Origin of the sequence: Novosphingobium sp. 63-713 (genome assembly GCF_001898925.1) — a bacterium.
In the GTDB taxonomy this organism is placed as follows: Bacteria; Pseudomonadota; Alphaproteobacteria; order Sphingomonadales; family Sphingomonadaceae; genus Novosphingobium.
Map to the genome: position 1 here is coordinate 479,598 of NZ_MKVS01000005.1, position 17,219 is coordinate 496,816.

Consider the following 17,219-nt stretch of genomic DNA (forward strand, 5'->3'; position numbering starts at 1 on the left):
CTTCATCACGGCAAATCGCGCGCGACGCGAAAGCCCAGATGGTTGTTGCGCTGTTGCGGCGGATCGCCGATGCGCTGGGCCACATGCAATGTCCAGTCGAGCAGGCTCCACCCGCCGCCGCGCACATTGCGCTTGGTGCAATCGCCGCCCGCGATCCATGCCGAACCATCGCCGGGCGCCCCCTTGAAATCGGGGTGATGGCAATCGGCCACCCATTGTGCGGTGTTGCCCGCCATATCATACAGGCCGAACCGGTTGGGCGGATAGGACCCCACCGGCGTCGTGCGGTCATAGAAATTGCCATAATTGGCATCATCATGGGTGATGCGCGTGCCGAAATAAAAGGGCGTCACCGTGCCCGCGCGCGCGGCATATTCCCATTCCGCCTCGGACAGCAGGCGATAGGGCTGGCCGGTTTTGCGGCTGATCCAGGCGACATAGGCCAACGCATCGTCGTAATTCACGTTGATCACCGGCCGCCGCCCGCGTCCCCAGCCTTCATCCGCCGGTCGATAGGCGCCGCAACCGCCGTCGGCCACACAGGCGTCCCATTGAGCGAAGGTGACGGCATAGCGCCCCACGGCAAAGGGCCGCGCGATGGTGACGGGATGCACCGGCCCCTCCATCGCATCGAACATCGGCCATACGCCCACCGAGCGGTTGTCCTTGGGCGTGGCGCCCATCATGAAGCGCCCGGCGGGCACGACCACCATTTCGGGCAGGTCGGCCCCATCGGCAAAAGCCGATCCGGGGCGCAGCGAGGGAAAGGACGGCGCAGGCGCGGCCCGGATGATCGGCGTACCGTCCGGGCCCAGTTCCGGCTTGGGCGTTGACGGGGGCGGGGCCGCGCCCATCACCGCCGCAGCCATCGCCATCATGGCCGCGCCGCGCATCCATCGAGACAGGACATCGCGCATCTTAACCCTTCCTACGATCGCTGAAGGCATCGGCCTTAACCTGCGCGGTGATGTCCAGCGTCAGTTCGGGCGGGGGCGGCGGATCTATGGCATCGGCCCCATTGCGCCGCGCATCGGCCAGAATGCGGTCGATGAGCGCGATGGTGCGCGCCGCGTCAAAGCCGCTGACGCTGCGATGCGGGCGGCCGCGCGCGGCGGCGACGAATTCCTCCATCTGGATGCGGAAATAATGGCCCAGATCGCGCCCGCCCATCACGCGGGCATCGCGCACCACGCCGGGCGCGGGCTCCACCAGCAATTCGCGGTTGAAGCGCAGGAATTCGCCATCCTCGATTTCGACCACACCCTTGCTGAAATGCAAAACCTTGCGGTCGATGATGCTGGGCTGATTATAGCTGATATGGACGCTGGCCATGCGCCGCCCCGGATAGGCGAGCAGGATCATCGCCTGATCCTCGCCCTGCCATCCGGTCTGCCAGCGGGCGGCCTCGGCATGGACCCGGACCGGATCATCCGCCCCCATGCACATCTGCACGAAATCGAGCGAATGGGGCGCAAAGAGCGAGAGGATCAGCCCTTCCTCGGGCTTGCGCGTGGCCCACCATGGCGCCTGCGGGCCGTTCCAGCGCACGCAGGAGGTGACCTCCACTGCCATCAGCTTGCCAAAATCCTGCCAGTGGTCGAGCAGATAATGGAAGGCAGGGCCCTGACGATAGGTATGCCCGGCGGCCAGCACCACGCCCTTGTCCGCTGCGGCCTGGGCCAGCGCAAGGGCTTCCTCGCCCGTGGGCGCCAATGGCTTTTCCACCAGCACATGCTTGCCCGCCGCAATGGCCGCCATCGCCTGTTCGGCATGCAGGTCATTGGGGCTGGCGATCAGCACCGCCTCAACCTCGGGCATGGCCAGCACCTGCGCCAGATCATCGGTCGCCACAGCGCCAAAGGGCCGGGCCGCAGCCTGCGCGGCGGCCAGATCGCGGTCGACCGCCGCCACCAGACGGACCCGATCCGCCAGTTGCCCGACCGCGCCCAGATGCGCGCCAGAAATCCGCCCGCATCCCACCAATGCCAAACCCAGCGGGTTCTCCATCTGCCATTCTCCTGTTGCGGCAAGCCATCAGGATGGCGCGACCGGCCGCAATGCCACGCGCCGATAGCCCAAATCTCCGCCCTGCGGAGAGTCCGCCGTGACTCCCTGTTGTGCAATCCGCGCGGGATCATGTTGATGCGATAATTATACGGACACCCCCGATCCGATCATGACCCTGTCGCGCGCCTATACCACCTGTCGCTATGGCCAACTGCACTACCGGCAGGCGGGCGTTGATGGCGCGCATCCGCCGCTGGTGATGCTGCATCAGAACCCGTCCTCGGGCTGGGAATATGAACCGCTGATCGCCGCCATGGCGCAGGACCGCCGCGTGATCGCCTTTGACACGCCCGGCCATGGCATAAGCGATGCGCCGCCCGCCCCTCCCGGCATGGCCGGTTATGCTGCGGCCTTTGCCGATGGTCTGGCCGCGCTGGGGGTTGATGGGCCGATTGACCTTTACGGCTATCACACCGGATCGCTGCTGGCGGTGGAGCTGGCGCTGGCCTTGCCGGGGCAGGTGCGGCGGATGGGCCTGACCGGCATTCCCATGTATCCGGCCGACATCCGCGCCGCCAAATTGCGCGAGGCCGAGGAATTTCCAACGCCCGACGAGGATGGCGCGGTGATCCTCGACCTGCTGACGCGCCTGTGGGCCTATGTGGTCAAGGCGCGCGATCCGCGCCAGTCGCTGCCCCGCGCGATCCGTCATTTTGCGGACAAGGCCTTTATCCTTGACCGCTTCACATGGGCCTATCGCGGCGTATGGTCCTATGACTATGCTCGCCTTGGCCAGATCACCTGTCCGGTACTTTTGCTGCAACCGCATGAAGCCCTGCGCGAGCCTGCGCTGGCGGCGGCGGCGCTGATACCGGATATTTCCATCCGCGATCTGCCCCAATTGGATCGCGATATTTTCGACATTGCTCCAGAGGTGCTTGCCCGTGAATTACGTCTCTTCCTTGGTTGAATCCGGCCTGCCGATTGCCGACATTTCGCATTCGGTGCTGCACCCCGACTTTATCGCGCGCGAGGTCAAGGCGCGCTATCCGGTGGTGGGCAAGCTGGACGTGTGGCTGCTCTATCGCGGCATGAACGATGTCTATCTGGTTCAGGACGAGCAGACGAAATATGCGCTGCGCGTGTGGCGCAAGACGTACCGCGATGTTGACGATGTTGCCTATGAACTCGACTTCCTCGCTTTCCTGAAGGACAAGTCTTTCCCCGCCAGCGTCGCCGTGCCCCAGCATGACGGCTCGCTCTACTGGAAGGCCGCCACGCCCGAGGGCGCGCGCGCAATTGCCATGTATGACTGGGCGCCGGGGCGCAAATTCGGGGATATGCTGAGCGAGGAAACCTCGTTCCGCATCGGGGCTGCCTTTGCCAATCTGCACCTTCAGGGCTTTGAATGGGCGGGCAAGGATCACAAGTTCACCACCGACACGGCCAAGGATTACAATATCTGCATGCCCGCGCTGATCGACTTTGTGTATGATCGCCCGGACGACCTGCGCGACTATCCGATTATCGCCGCCAATATGGACAAGCGCCTTGATGAGCTGGCCGCCGCCGGTGTGCCGCTGGGCGTGTGCCACCGCGATTTCCACCCCTCCAACGTCCATGTCGATGATGCGGGCACGATCACGCTGCTCGATTTCGACGCGGCGGGCGAGGATTTCCTGATGCAGGACGTGCAGAACTTCGTCTGGGGTAATCTGTTCTACGGCTTTTCGGAAAGCTATGGCACGGCGTTTGAGGACGGCTATCAGTCGGTCCGCCCCTTCACCGCCGAGGAAATCGCCAACAAGGAACTCTTCCTGATGGGCAAGGCGCTGCGTCTGGTGGCGGGCATGGCCCATTCCAGCACGGCGGTCGGGCGCGGCACTTTGCGCTTCCGCAACCTCGACTGGCTGGGCGATTACATCAAGACGCGCGCCCGCGCCTGCGGTCTGCTCTGATGCGGGCCCCGGCCGAAAGCTGGCCCCGCGCCGCCACCGCATGGTGGATGGTCGCGCTGCTGTTCCTTGCCGGGATCTGTTCGGTCATCGACCGGGCGATCCTGAACATGGTGGTCGATCCGGTGCGCCATGATCTGGGCATTGGCGATGGCGCGATCGGATTGCTGCAGGGGCTGGCCTTCGGCCTGTTCTATGCCTTTATGGGCATGCCGATGGGGGTTGCGGCCGACCGCGTGTCGCGCCGCAACCTGTTGACCGGGGGCATCGCGCTCTGGTCGCTGGCCACCATAGGCAGCGGGCTGGCGGCGGGTTTCGGGCAATTGTTTGCCGCCCGCCTGCTGGTGGGTCTGGGCGAGGCGGCGCTGGGGCCTTGCGCGATCTCGCTGATTTCCGACCTCTTTCCGCCCGAGAAACGCGGCCGCCCGATCAGCATCTATATGATGGGCCAGTCGCTGGCGCAGGGGCTGGGCATTGCGTTCACCGGCATCGTGCTGAGTGCAGCGGCCAAGGGGGCCTTTGCAACATGGCCGGTGCTGGCCGGTCTTGCCCCATGGCGGACGGTTTTCGTCATTTCCGGCTCGCTGGGCCTCATCGTCGTGCTGGGTATGCTCACCACGCGCGAACCGGCGCGGCGCGGGCAATCGCCCTTGGCCGCCCATCCCGGCATCGGCGAGAGCGCAGCATGGTTCTGGCGCAACCGCGCGGTGCTGGCGCCGCTCTATCTGGGCTTTGGGGTGTGCTTTATCGCGGCCTATGGCGGCGCGGCATGGCAACCCACGATGCTGATGCGCGGCTTTGGCGTTTCGCCGCAATTTGTGGGCGCCTGGCTGGGGCCGCTCTCGATGCTGTTCTCGGCAACGGGGCCGCTGGTGGGCGGGTGGCTGCTGGATCGCTCGATGAAGGCGGGCAAGCCCATGCTGCGCTTCAGCCTGCTCTCCTTCATGCCGCTGCTGGCGCTGCCCTCGACGCTGGCGGTGCTGGCGGGCGATGCGCGGACGGCGGCCTTTGTCGTGGCCACGGGCAATGCGATCTATGCGGTGTGCGGCACGCTGATGTTCGCCACGTTGCAGGCGATTGTTCCGGCGCGGATGCGGGGCACCTCGATCGCGCTGACGCTGGTGCTCAACACCTTGCTGGGCGCGGCCAGCGGGCCGCTGCTGGTGGCCAGCGTCAATGGCGCGGTGCTGCATGATCCGGCCAAGGTGGGCTGGGCGATTGCGTTGGTGGCAGGGCCTGCGGTGGTGCTGGCTGCGGGCCTGTTCAACATGGGCCGCGTCGCCATGCGCCGCGCGGCAAAGCAGGGCGACGAGACCGCCGCCCTGCTGGGTGTCTGATTAGGGCGCGTTCCATAGGGGCGTGAGCAAAGCTGCGGGGTCCTTCAGCACCTCCGGGCGGAACTGGCGGGTCGCGGCCTGCCATTCCGCCGGGATGCTGTCCATCGCCGCGCCCTGCTTGCCGATGCCGATGGCCGACATATGGCCCGGTGTGTCGCCCATCTCCATCCACGGACGCCAACTGCACACATTGGTGAAGCTCACATCGCTGGGCACATGGGGGGCGCCGGACAGCACGGCCGACAGCCGGGCATGGAACGTGTTGCTCTCCGAATAGCGGAAAGGTTTGGCGCCGGGGGCAAAGCGCATCGCGGTGCGCGAACGCTCGGTGATATAGAGATCATCGCCGCGCACCTCGAAGGGCAGCACCTCGTGCTCGATCTCCAGCCCCGGCACCGGTTTGGCCAGCGCAAAGCCCAGATCGGGGCGGATGAACACCTTGGATGGTGCATAACCCCCCATCGGCACCTTCACATCACGCCCCGTATAGGGATTGCGCCATTGGGTCAGCACCGCACCCGTGTCGGGATCGGTGAACCAGGCGATTTCGGCATTGACTGCCTCATAGCCTCCATCGGCGGCCGGGCGGTAACGCGCAAAAACCGCCGAGCGCACATTGAAAAGCGGCCGCATCTCATCCCCGGTTATGCCGTAGTAGCGGGCCGAGACCCAGCTAGCGATCAGCCGGTCATCCAGACTGCCGCGCATTTTGACGAAGGCCCTGAGCCGGTCCGCAGGCGCGGCCAGATCCAGCCCCCGCACCGCCGCCAGCGCAGGCGCGGCCAGCATCAGGCCCGCTCCGCCCAGTACGCCACGCCGCGACACGCCCGTCATGACGCCACCACAAGGCGCGAGTTGACCGAACCGCCCGCGCCCTCGCGCAGAGCCTTGGCGGCCTTGTAGCCCTCGCTGTTCATATAGGCCCGCGCGGCATCGGCATCGGGAAAGCGGATCAGCACCGCCCGGCCCGCATCCTCGCATTCGCCCTCAAACACCTGCTCGATCAGGCCGCGCACCAGATATTCCCCGCCAAAATCCGCCGCGACCTGCGCCGCCGCGCGCGCATAGGCGATGAATGCCTCCGGCTCGCCGCTTTTTACCGTGGCCCAGATATAGGCTGTCATATGCCGCTCTCCTCTGACAAAAAAGGCTGGCCCCGCCTGCGCAGAGCCAGCCTGAAACCGTCTGTCCGTCCGGGGCTGCGGATTGCGCCGCCGCCCCGTTGGGTCATTACATCTTGACCTTGACCTGCACACCGACGGTGCGCAGTTCGGGAAGACCCATCACAGCCGCCGAATAGAAACCGAAGTGGGCCAGCGTGTTGTCGATGGCATAGTTGTCGCCGATCGAGGTGTAGGTGTGGTTGTTGAACAGGTTGTTGACGAAAGCCTCAACCGCGACATTGCCCTTCGACACACCGCCGCGCAGGTTGAAGATATGGCGATCAGGCGTGCGCAGGATATTGGCCTCGTTCGACCACTGGCCCGACTTGTAGCTCCAGTCGAGACGGGCAAACCACTTGCCGTCATCAACCGAGGGCAGATCGCCATGCAGCAGCACGCCTAGGTTGGCCGAATATTTCGACGTGTTCTTCATCTCCTTGCCGGAGAAGTCGAAAATGCCGGTCAACTGGCTGACGGTGGTGCTGCGGAACTGCTTGATATCCGAAGCGTTGATCGCGCCTGCACCGTCCAGCGTGATCAGGTCATTGACCTTGAACGAGAAATCACCCTCGATACCATAAAGATCGACATTGCCGGTATTGGCCGACACGTTCTGGAAGCTCGTGCCGGTGGCCGAAGTGGGGTCGTTCACGATGATCGAGATCGCGTTGATCTGATCGCGCCACTGGGCGTAATAGGCTGCGGCGGTGTAGCGCAGCGCGCCGTTCAGCGCCTTGCCCTTCACACCCACTTCATAGTTGGTGATCTTTTCCGGCTTGATCGACAGTTCGCCGCCGGCGGCAATCGCTGCATTCTGGATGGCCGTGCTGGTGGACAAAATGGCGGTGTTGAACTGCGCCGGGTTCACACCCTTGGCCCACGAGGCATAAGCCATGAAGCTGGGGTTGAACTGATAGTTGATGATCGCACGCGGGGTGAAATTGTTATACTTGGCCGAGGCCAGCAGGCTGCCGCCCGCGTAGGTACCCGCAGGCAGATAGCCGGCCTGAAGCGTCTGACCCGAGGGACGGGTAAACGCGCCCAGCCAGTCGATCTGGTAACGGCCTTCAACGCTGGCCGACAATTTATCGGTGAAGTCATAGGTCGCCCCGAAGAACAGGCCCGTGGTGCGGCTTTCCGCCTTGCCGCCCGGAGACAGCAGCGCGGAGGTAAGAGCGGTGAAGCCGCCGCCGCCGCCCTGGAACTGCTGCGCCTTGAGGTAGGAAACGCCCGCCACACCGCGCAGGCGGCCGAACTTGTAATTGACGCGGCCTTCCATCGACCAGTCATTGGTCTTGCGTTCGATCAGATAGGGGAAATCCCAATAGCCCTTGGGGTTGGCCGGATAGGCAATGCTGCTGGTGTCCAGGCCATCCAGATCGATCAGCGTCGACCACACTTCGCGGTTGTAACCGGCCAGCACGGCGGCGGTGATGTTGGGGTTGATCACCCATTCGGCATTGGCATGGGCATGGTGGCTGATGCGGCGCAGGCCATAGCCATCGACGCCCTCGCTGGGGCTGACGATACGGTTGGTCGGGCTGGACAGCCACGAACGGATCGCATCGGTGTTGGCCACATTGGCCGAAACCGGATAGGCCAGCTTGGGCGTAACACCGCAGATATAGGCATTGGTGACGGCGGTGCCCTGACCGGCCACACCGCGGCTGTTGCCCTGGAACGAGCAGTTCGACTGGCTGGGCGCGATAACGGCGCCCGAGCTCGACTTGATGTCATAGGCATAGAGGCGGGCCTGCGCCGGGGCGCCGTCGCGGTCTTCGCTCATCAGGCCGAACAGCTTGATCGAGAAGTTATGCGCAGGCTTGAACAGCAGCGTGGCGGTGCCGATCGTGCTCTTCTGGTCGCCCAGCGTGCCGCCGCCGGGGGCCGCATTGTTCCACGAACCGCTCTTGGCCCAACGGTCGCCGGTGATGCGGAAGGTCAGGACATCACCGAAGATCGGCCCTTCGATCGCGCCCTGCAGACGGTAATTGTCGCGCGTGCCCACCATGCCAAGCAGGTTGCCGTGCCATTCCGAGGTCGGATCCTTGGTGGAAATGTTGATCGCGCCGGCGAAGGTGTTGCGGCCGTAATAGGCGCTCTGCGGACCCTTGACGACTTCGACCTGCTTGGGATCGGAAACCGACATGATCGCCGAGGGCGAGGCAACCGCCACGCCGTCGATGAACATCGAGGTGGTGGTGGCCAGCGTGGTCGAGGGCGTGAAGCCGCGGATCACGATCTGCTGGAACGAGCGGTCGGCGTGGCCCGAAGAGTTGTCGTTGATGTTGATGCCCGGCGTCGACTGGGCCAGCCCGCTCATCGAGACAACACCCTTTTGCGCCAGCGTTTCAGCCGTCAGCGCGGTGACTGTCACGGGAACCTTGAGAATGTCTTCGCTGCGTTTACGCGCGGTGACGGTGATGGTGCCTGCATCCTCGACGGGCGCGGCAGCGGCCGGTTCAGCGGCCAGCGCAGGAGTGGCAACCCCAAGTGCCACAAAAATCGCAAGAGCCGAGGTCGTTGTCGCCACAGAGGCTTTCAAAAAGCGAGTTTCCATTTTTCCCTCACTGGATAATTGTTATGTCGGCAAAAACCGATCCAGAATTTGTTCTAGTTCCCGCTGCTATCTGTTCTTATGAAATTCTATCCGCCTGTTGTTCACGCGGCGCCAATTGGCGCGATCCATCCAGCAGGGAATGTGGCGAATTACGCATCGCGTAAAACACCCCGGCCCCAAAACGAGCCGTTTGACTTGAACTCCCCTATCTGGCCGATTCCGCTTATCCCTTTCGGCTGAAGAGAGAGTGCCTTGCCCCTGCCCCGCGTGGCGCAGGAAATGCGGCCTATTCGCCTGTCGGATGCAGAGGCTCGACCAAACAGTCACAAAAGCGTGCTAGGCACGGCGCGGGCGGCGCGAAATTCGCAGGAATCCGTAATTGACGACGCGGTTTAGCGGGAAATCCGGCCCAAAAAGGCCTGCACAGGCGCCAATGACGCCTGCGGACATTCCAGCGGCATCATATGGCCGCAATCCTTAACGACAGACAGCACCTTGTCCTTTGCCCCCAGCCTTTCCAGCGTTTGGCGCCCATCTTTGGCCAAAGGTACCTCGGGATCGCGATCCGACCACAGGACCAGCGTGGGCGTGGTGATCGCGGCCAGATCGGCGGGCGTGCCCGCAAAGTGCGGCGCCTTGCCGAAATGGCGCGGCCAGCCCTGTGCGCGATTGTTCAGTTCGGTCCATTCGCGCGCCAGTTCGGGCGTCACACGGGCCGGATCGGCATAATTCATCCGCAGGATCCCGCCCCACATCGCCGGTATGTGATGCCCGCCCAACAGACCGTCAAAGGCCAGCACCGCCTTGAACCATGGCGTGAAATGCGGCGCCGGTTTCAGCGGCCCGGCGGCGATATTGGCCAGCACCAGACCGCGCAGCGCCTGCGGATGCTGCGCAGCATAATGGGCCACGCCCTCGCCCGCGCTGCTGGTGCCTACCAGCACGAAAGGCCGCAGTTTCATCTGCGCGGCCAGCGCTGCGATCAACGCCGCCTCGGCATCGCCATTGTACAGGCCCTGCGGCTGCGGCCCGGAAAGGCCCATGCCGGGGCGGTCGAAACGGATCACGCGATAGCGGCCCTTCAACCCCGCCGCCCAATCATCCCACATATGCACCGAGGCAAAGGAACCATGCACCAACATGACCACCGGCGCATCGGCGCGGCCGGGCCCTTCATCCACCACATGCAGCGCCTGTCCGTCCACGGTGATAAAGCGCGAGGCAGGCGTGGCATAGCGCGCGCACATCTCGCCCTCATCCGGGCGCAGCCATCCGGCCCGTGCCGCGCCCACATAGGCCCCGGCCCCCAAAACCGCCGCGATCAGCGCAGCCCCCGCCCAGCGCCACACCCTCACTTGCCACCTGCCAGATAGGCGCGGGCGCGCAGCACGGCATTGGCGCTGGTATCGGCCCAGAACAGGCCCAGATCATGATAATGCATAACGCCGCCTGCCAGCGGCTCCAGCCCCAGCGCCTTGTCGGGCCGGACGAGCAGCAGGCCGAAATCGCAACGCGCCGAAACCGCCCCCGCTTTCAGCGGTTGCAAAGGCCCGAAACCGGGGCTGCCCGGCACCGCGCCCTTGGCCGCCGCCGATGGCGCCTCCTTCAGCCTGGCGTCAAAGGTCAATGGATTAACGCAAAGCGTGACCTTGCCCGCGTCATCGCCATATTTCTGCACATAGGTCGATTGCGAGTAGCCCGCCATTTTCGCCACATCGGCCGCGCCATCGAGATAGGCGTTCCATTGCACCACGCATCCGGTCTGGTCCAGCGCAGCGCAGGGCGTCACGCTTTTGAACCGTTTGCCGAAATCGCCCTGCGCCAGATTGATGCCGATAATATAGGCCGCCACCAGCCGCTTTTGCAGCGCCGCGCCGTCGATCCGTCGCTCCAGCAGGGTGGCGGAATGGAAGGCCCCTTGCGAATGGCCCGCGATGATGAAGGGACGGTCGCCGATCTGTTTGAGGAATGCGTCAAAGGCACGCTCGACATCGCCAAAGGCCAAGGCAAAGGCCGCCTCGCGCACCGGACCGCTGGCGAAGCTGTTATAGGTGGCGGCGCGATAGCGCGGGGCATAGACATCGCAACAGGCGGCAAAGACGCTGGCCTGTCGAGCGATGCTGCTTTCATCGGTCCAGTGGCTGGCCTTGGCGTCGGCCGTGTTCTGGTTCAACTCGCCCGTCTCGCTGCGCAGCGTGGTGGGGTGAAGGAAAAAGACCGCAACCTTTGGCGCGCGGGCCGGTTTGGCCGCACCCTCAGGCAGGGGCGAGGCCCAGCCCCTGGAGGCGAACACCGACCAATTGGCGCGCATGGCGTAATCAGGAGCGGGCGGAGCCTTGGCGGCCACGGCCGCCGCCCCATCCTGCGCCCTGACCGGCCCCGTCACCGCAACAGCAAGCAACATCCCAACAATCGCTTTACGCATTCCAGACCCTTTACCCACCAAAACGGCCGCCATCATGCCCGGATCATGCAGGGCAAAATGGCGGCCGGTCTTGCGCTCGAAACTCTAGCCGACTGGCGGACAGGATCAGTCCTTCACCGCCGCGCAGGCATACCAGCTGCCCATCAGGGTGCGCCCTTCGGGGTGGCCCTCGGTAAAGAAATCCTCGGTGTTCGGATTGAGGAAATAGCTGCCCTTGCGATAGCCGACCGCCACCTTGTCCGCCGCAAAACCGGCATCGGTGGCCACTTTCATCCAGTCCGTGCGGGCCAGCGAGGTCATGAAGGGTTCGTTGTTGTAATGCGATTCAAAATCGCAGCGCATCTGGTCCCACAGGCTCAGATGTTCGTGGCGCGGCGGCACATCGACATGGCACATGATCCCGCCCGAACGCAGCAGACGGTGGCTCTCCTTGAAGATCTGGCGCATCCCCTTGGCCGAGGTTTCATGCAGCAGGGCCGAGGAGCAGACGAGATCGAAACAGCCGTCCTTGAAATCGGTATGTTCGGCGTCCTGCTGGCTGAAATGGATGGCCACGCCCATGCTTTCGGCGCGGGCATGGCCATAGCGCAGCATCGGTGCGCCCACGTCCAGCGCATAGACCTCGGCATCGGGAAAGGCCTGGGCGATGGCGACGGTCGAATGGCCCACCGCGCAGCCCAGATCGAGGATCCGCTTGGGCTTGAAATCGGGGAAGAAGCCCTGAACATGGCTGGCCAGCGTATGGCCGCGCCCGTCATTCTTCCATCCGCCGTTCAGATTGCGCAGATAGGTCGAGGCGAAACGGTCATACAGAGCCCCCGCGCGGAAATCGGCATCCGACGTGTCGGTGATATAGCCGCCCGCCATGCGGTGATGGTCGATCGAGCTGATATAGCGCGGCATGACCAGATCGGGGTTCAGCCGCAACGAGCCCTTAGGATTAGCCGCCTGCTCGGCCACCTTGCCCGCCAGTTCATCATATTGCCGGTCAATCGCGCCATCCAGCGCCTGCCAGATGCGGTCCTGATAGAACAGCGAGAGCGTCAGCCAATATTGGTGCAGCGGATGGTTTTCCAGCGCATTGCGCACCTCGGTGCTGCGGGTGGGGGCCTTGCCGGTTCTGGCCGTCACTTCGGGCACGATCACCTCGTCCAGCAGGCGCCGGTCGAGCGGGTCCATCTTCTGGTTGGTCCACATGCGCATGGCCAGGAAGTGATCCTCCAGCGCCTGTTCGTCATGGGTGGCCTGGGGCATCACGGCATGGCCGTAATGGGTGGAATTGGGGCGGGCGGATTCAGCAAGAGTGGCCATGGGGGGAACCTCCTCAGTTAGCGTCGGCGGCGACACGCGCCAGTTCGTTTTCATAGGCGTTCTGATCGGCCAGCGCCTCGGGCAGCAGCCGGTCGCGGGCCACGCCCAGAACACGCTCATAGGCCTTTTGCTTATAGGCGCCGCGACAGGCGCGCGCCTCGGCATCGGGATGATAGGCGTCAATATCCTCCGGCCCATGCAGCCCGGCGGCTTTAAGCAGCCGCTCATTGGCGTCGAGCCGGTCCTTCAGCACCATCACCTCGCCCAGCAGCGCCAGCACCATGCCCGCCAGCGCATCCTGAGTCGCGCTTTCCAGCACCACGGGCTGGCTGCCTTTGGAACGGGCCGTCCGGTCCAGATTTTTGCGTTCAACCAAGATCTTGCTCCAAACTGAATCGAAACAGGCGCCCGGTGCGGGCGCGAATGTCCTTCTTGTCGAGGTCGGGCCCATGGGCCTCCTCGGTCACTTCATCCTTGGCCTTGAGATCATACCCCGTCTGGCTGGAAAGCAAGACGGCGATCTGCGTATCGGGCAGCACGGCGAAGGGGAATTCATGCCATGTGCCGCGATGCATGGCAAAGCCTGCGCTGCCGTCGAAATAGAAGGCGCGCACGGCCGAAAGATCGGGCAGGTCGCCCTCGCAGGGCGGAGCCATCACCGCCACGAAAGGCTTGCCGCCCAGCGGGATGAAAGCCTGCGTATGCTGGGCATGGCGCTCCATATAGCGCACCTCGCCGGGGCGCGGGTCCATGTCGGCAAGGGTGATCTCAACCGGATGGTCGCATTCAAAGGGGGCGGGATAGCTCATCCGCACCGCGCCCTTGTAGAAATCCACCGCCACGCTCTTGGCCCCGCTGGCCGCGCCGATGATCGCGCCAAAGGGGGCCAGCGCCTCGGCCGTGGCGGGTTGCGGAATCAGGGTGATGATCTCGCTCATGCCTGCCCCCGCCACATACGGATCAGGACATCGCTGCGCGCGATGAAATGCTGTTTGAGCGCACCGGCAATATGCAGCGCCAGCAAACCCCCGCCCAGCCACAGGCCCCAGACATGCATCCGGGCAAAGAAGCCATATTTGAACAGGACCGGCGCATTCCACGCCACCGGCGGCACGATATGCGGGATGAACCCGTCCGGGCCAAATCCATCCGTGCCAAAGAACCACATCTCGGGCGCAGGATAGCCCGCACCCGCCGCCATCGAGGAAAGCGCCGCCCAGCCCGAAAGCGGCAGCGCCAGCAGCAGCAGATAGAGCAGTCCCTGCACCGCGGCGGCCAGCACGACCTCGAAGCGGCTGGACGTTGCGGGCGGCGGCGGCCTGTCATGGGTCAGGCGCCAGACAATGCGAAACACCACCGCCATCAGCACGATCATGCCCAGCGTATGATGGATCTGGCTGGAAAGAACATGGCTGGCCTTGCCCCCCGGATCGCGGGCGGCATAGGTCCAGCTCATGATGAAGCCGGCCGGCACCTCGACCAGCACGGCCAGCGCCGTGCCCCAATGCAGGGCGCGGGCGATACGGTTCCAGCCGGTTATGGCGGATACTCCCATGGGCGACTCTTTCTCCCGCCGCATATGATCTGCGGCTTTGGCGGGAGGATGCCTGTGATGACGTCCTTCCCACTGCCCCTCGCCCGATTTGCCCGCAGGCCGGATAAATCACCCCCATGCCTCGCCCGGCCCCCTTGCTTGCGCCAGCGATAGAGGCTGAATATGCCCCCGACAGATGAAAGGCCCGAACCGATGAGCGCAACAATGCAGGATGACACGCTGAAGGCGCGGCTGGTTCAGGCTCTGGGCGCCGGGGCGGTGGTGGATGATGCCGACCGCCTCGCCTATGTGTCCAATGACGTTTACCGCACCGGCGGCGCGCCTTTGTGCATCCTTCGCCCGGCCAGCGTGGCGGCGCTGCAGACCGCCGTGCGCCTTTGCGCCGAGGCGGGCGTGGCGATTGTGCCGCGCGGCGGCGGGGCTTCCTATACCGATGGCTATCTGTTTCCGGCGGGCGGCCATGTGCTGATTGACACCGGCGCTCTGACCGCGATGGAGATTGACGAGCGCAACGCCATCGTCACCGTCGAGGCGGGCGTGACCTGGGCCGCGCTCAAGGCCGCTTTGGATGCGCGGGGCCTGCGCACGCCCTTCTGGGGGCCGTTTTCGGGCATCGCCGCCACTGTCGGCGGATCGGTCAGCCAGAACAGCGTCAGCCACGGCACCGCCGCCCACGGCATTTCGGCGCAAAGCGTGCTGGGGCTGGATGTGGTGCTGGCCAATGGCGAACTGCTGACCACCAATGCGGCCGAATCGATGCGGTTTTATGGCCCCGACATCACCGGCCTGTTCACCGGCGATTGCGGCACGCTGGGGGTCAAGGCGCGCATCCGCCTGCCGCTGATCGCCGCCCTGCCCCATGCCGAGGCGCTGTCCTTTGCCTTTGACAGTTTCGAAGCCTATCACGCCGCCGTGCGCCGCGCCCAGATCGCCCGGATCGACGACAGTCATTTCATGATCGACCTTGCTCTCTCGCAGGGCCAGATCGGGCGTCAGCAAAGCGTGGGCGCGCGGATGCAGATCGCATGGAGCGTGCTGAGCAAGGCGCCCAACAAGCTCAAGGGTCTGACGCAGGTGCTGAAAATGGCGCTGGCGGGCGAGGACCCGATGCGTTCGGGCCAGTATATGTGCCATTTCATCGTCGAGGGTTTTGACCCTGCCGATGCGGCGCATCGGGCCGAGCGTCTGCGCCGCATCATCGGCGATGACGGGCGCGAGATCGCCAACACCATCCCCGCCTTTGTGCGCACCATGCCCTTTGCGCCCTTGGGCAATATCCTTGGCCCCAATGGCGAACGCTGGGTGCCGATCCATGGCGTGCTGGCCCACGAAAAAACCGTGCTGTTTCACAGCGCGTTCAAGGCCATGCTGGCCGCGCGCAAGGCGGATATGGACCGGCTGGGCATCTGGACCGGCACGATGGCCTCGCCGGTCAATTCGGCCGGGTTCCTTTATGAGATCGCGCTCTACTGGCCCGATGCGCGCACACCCTATCATCTCGAAACACTGGGCAAGGAATGGATCGCGGGGCTGAAGGACTATCCGGCCAACCCGGAGGCCAAGGCCTATGCCAATGAGCTGAAGGAAGCGATTGTCGCGCTGATGCAGGACTATGGCGCGGGCCATTTCCAGATCGGCCGCGCTTATCCCTATGTCTCGCGCCTGACGCCGCAGGCCTCGGTGCTGGTGCGCGCGCTGAAAGATCAGCTTGACCCCAAGGGCGTGATGAACCCCGGCGCGCTAGGTTTTTGATCCGCCGAACATAGAAAAGGGGCCGGGAAAGGATCACCCTTCCCGGCCCCTTTTGTTTTAGCCCTTACTTCGCAAAGGGGTTGCGCGGCGCGGGCGGCTGCGGCGGAGCCCAACCGGCGGGAACCGGCGCGGGCTTCTGCTCGCGGGCATAGTTCTCAAGGCTGGAGAGCGACGGGCCGTAATCCGTTTCGGGCGCGTGCAGCCACTTTTCATCCATCGCCCGCGCGGCGGCCACCAGATCCTTGGGCAGACCGGCAATGCCATTGGGGATGGTCGAGAAATGGGTGAAATAGTTCATATGGCCCGGTGCCTGACCCATCAGCATCCAAGGCAGCCAGGGGGTCACGCGGCTCCACGAACCGGTGTGGGGGATATGGGTCAGATAGGGATTTTCGACATCCTCTTTCTTGACCACATAGATGAACTGTTCCGACACGCGGTTCATGTAGCCCGAGCTTTCACGCGGCCATTTGTCAGGCTGCAGCGCGTTGGGATACATCATGTCGATCCCGGTGTTCAGGATCATCGTGCCTTCCGGCCCCCACTGCCAATCCTGCAGGAAAGGCTTGGGATCGTGCTTGGCTTTTTGCAAACCGCCGTAGCTAGGCGGTTCGGGCACGAATTCGCTGATGGTGAAATTGAACGGGTCATTGGCGATGGGCACCACGCGGACCCGCTCGCCGGTATAGGGATTGTCCCATTCTTTCAAAATTTCATTGGTGTTGATGTCGCGATAGAACACGATCTCGCGCAGCAGACGGCGCCACGAACCATCGGCCTGACGGTTGATGCGAACAAAGGAAAAGCCTTCGACATTCATCAGCGGGCGCACAGGTTCATTGTCGCGCACGCCAAAAATCTTGCCGCGGATCCAGCCGCATTTTTCCTTGCCCGGCGCCACGTCCGCATCCAGGCGGGCATAGGTGTCGCGGGTCCACTTGGGATCTTTGAAGTCGATCTTGGTCACAAAATCGATCGGCGGCTTGCCCTTGGGGGCCGCTTTCTTCGCTGCCGCCTCGGCCGCCGCGGGAACCAGCGCGGCGCCCGCCGCAGCCCCCGCGATGCCCAGCGCGCCGCGCCGACTTACCTTCATCTCATCCATCTTCATCCGACTCCTGATACGCCCAAGCGGGGGATAATCTTGGGCGCAGTTT

General features: G+C 64.2%; 16 protein-coding genes. 4 read left to right on the forward strand and 12 right to left on the reverse strand.

All coding sequences use genetic code 11. The annotated features are described in order from the left end of the window. Positions 1-5: 5 nt before the first annotated feature. Both BGP00_RS03085 and BGP00_RS03090 read right to left on the reverse strand, forming a co-directional pair. A complete protein-coding gene (locus tag BGP00_RS03085; protein WP_292921888.1) occupies positions 6-917 on the reverse strand; it encodes a formylglycine-generating enzyme family protein in 912 nt (303 codons plus the stop codon). Between the two features lies 1 nt (position 918). Next, positions 919-2,007, reverse strand: coding sequence for a Gfo/Idh/MocA family oxidoreductase (locus BGP00_RS03090; protein WP_292921889.1), 1,089 nt, complete (start codon positions 2,005-2,007; stop codon positions 919-921). Positions 2,008-2,176: 169 nt separating this feature from the next. On the opposite strand from BGP00_RS03090, the gene BGP00_RS03095 reads away from it, so the two are divergent. The 3 genes from BGP00_RS03095 to BGP00_RS03105 are packed head-to-tail and all read left to right on the forward strand — an operon-like array spanning position 2,177 to position 5,299. After that, positions 2,177-2,977, forward strand: a complete 801-nt coding sequence (locus BGP00_RS03095) for an alpha/beta fold hydrolase (protein WP_292921890.1) — start codon at positions 2,177-2,179, stop codon at positions 2,975-2,977. Next, positions 2,952-3,965 carry a phosphotransferase gene (locus tag BGP00_RS03100; RefSeq protein ID WP_292921891.1) on the forward strand — a complete coding sequence of 338 codons (1,014 nt, stop codon included), beginning with the start codon at positions 2,952-2,954 and terminating at the stop codon, positions 3,963-3,965. Before BGP00_RS03095 ends, BGP00_RS03100 begins: the two co-directional genes overlap by 26 nt. Continuing rightward, complete coding sequence (locus tag BGP00_RS03105; protein ID WP_292921892.1) at positions 3,965-5,299, forward strand: MFS transporter; 1,335 nt, start codon at positions 3,965-3,967, stop codon at positions 5,297-5,299. Before BGP00_RS03100 ends, BGP00_RS03105 begins: the two co-directional genes overlap by 1 nt. Here the strand turns inward: BGP00_RS03105 and BGP00_RS03110 are convergent, their stop codons facing one another. The 9 genes from BGP00_RS03110 to BGP00_RS03150 form a co-directional block, all read right to left on the reverse strand. Beyond that, positions 5,300-6,133 (reverse strand): DUF1838 family protein, encoded by an 834-nt coding sequence (locus BGP00_RS03110; RefSeq protein WP_292921893.1) that lies wholly within the window; start codon positions 6,131-6,133, stop codon positions 5,300-5,302. It lies immediately after the preceding gene. After that, entirely contained in the window at positions 6,130-6,423 is a 294-nt protein-coding gene (locus tag BGP00_RS03115; RefSeq protein ID WP_168601472.1) for a DUF1330 domain-containing protein, read from the reverse strand. The genes BGP00_RS03110 and BGP00_RS03115 overlap by 4 nt, the downstream gene beginning before the upstream one ends. Positions 6,424-6,529: 106 nt before the next feature. Further along, the gene (locus BGP00_RS03120) at positions 6,530-8,962 is read right to left on the reverse strand and encodes a TonB-dependent receptor (protein WP_292921894.1); all 2,433 of its coding nucleotides are present in this window, start codon (positions 8,960-8,962) and stop codon (positions 6,530-6,532) included. A 452-nt stretch (positions 8,963-9,414) separates the two neighbouring features. After that, complete coding sequence (locus BGP00_RS03125; protein WP_292921895.1) at positions 9,415-10,377, reverse strand: alpha/beta hydrolase; 963 nt, start codon at positions 10,375-10,377, stop codon at positions 9,415-9,417. After that, on the reverse strand, positions 10,374-11,426 hold the full coding sequence (locus tag BGP00_RS03130) for a DUF3089 domain-containing protein (protein ID WP_292921896.1): 1,053 nt from the start codon (positions 11,424-11,426) through the stop codon (positions 10,374-10,376). The genes BGP00_RS03125 and BGP00_RS03130 overlap by 4 nt, the downstream gene beginning before the upstream one ends. Positions 11,427-11,552: 126 nt before the next feature. Beyond that, positions 11,553-12,758: a class I SAM-dependent methyltransferase gene (locus BGP00_RS03135; protein ID WP_168601468.1), complete on the reverse strand. Its 1,206-nt coding sequence runs from the start codon at positions 12,756-12,758 to the stop codon at positions 11,553-11,555. 13 nt (positions 12,759-12,771) lie between these two features. Further along, on the reverse strand, positions 12,772-13,134 hold the full coding sequence (locus BGP00_RS03140; protein ID WP_168601467.1) for a hypothetical protein: 363 nt from the start codon (positions 13,132-13,134) through the stop codon (positions 12,772-12,774). Further along, entirely contained in the window at positions 13,127-13,696 is a 570-nt protein-coding gene (locus BGP00_RS03145; protein WP_168601466.1) for an ureidoglycolate lyase, read from the reverse strand. Before BGP00_RS03145 ends, BGP00_RS03140 begins: the two co-directional genes overlap by 8 nt. Then, positions 13,693-14,313, reverse strand: coding sequence for a cytochrome b/b6 domain-containing protein (locus tag BGP00_RS03150; protein WP_292921897.1), 621 nt, complete (start codon positions 14,311-14,313; stop codon positions 13,693-13,695). Before BGP00_RS03150 ends, BGP00_RS03145 begins: the two co-directional genes overlap by 4 nt. Before the next feature lie 192 nt (positions 14,314-14,505). On the opposite strand from BGP00_RS03150, the gene BGP00_RS03155 reads away from it, so the two are divergent. After that, on the forward strand, positions 14,506-16,065 hold the full coding sequence (locus tag BGP00_RS03155) for an FAD-binding oxidoreductase (protein ID WP_292921898.1): 1,560 nt from the start codon (positions 14,506-14,508) through the stop codon (positions 16,063-16,065). Between the two features lie 64 nt (positions 16,066-16,129). On the opposite strand, the gene BGP00_RS03160 is transcribed toward BGP00_RS03155, so the two are convergent. Next, positions 16,130-17,167 (reverse strand): DUF1838 family protein, encoded by a 1,038-nt coding sequence (locus tag BGP00_RS03160; protein ID WP_292921899.1) that lies wholly within the window; start codon positions 17,165-17,167, stop codon positions 16,130-16,132. Positions 17,168-17,219 lie beyond the last annotated feature (52 nt).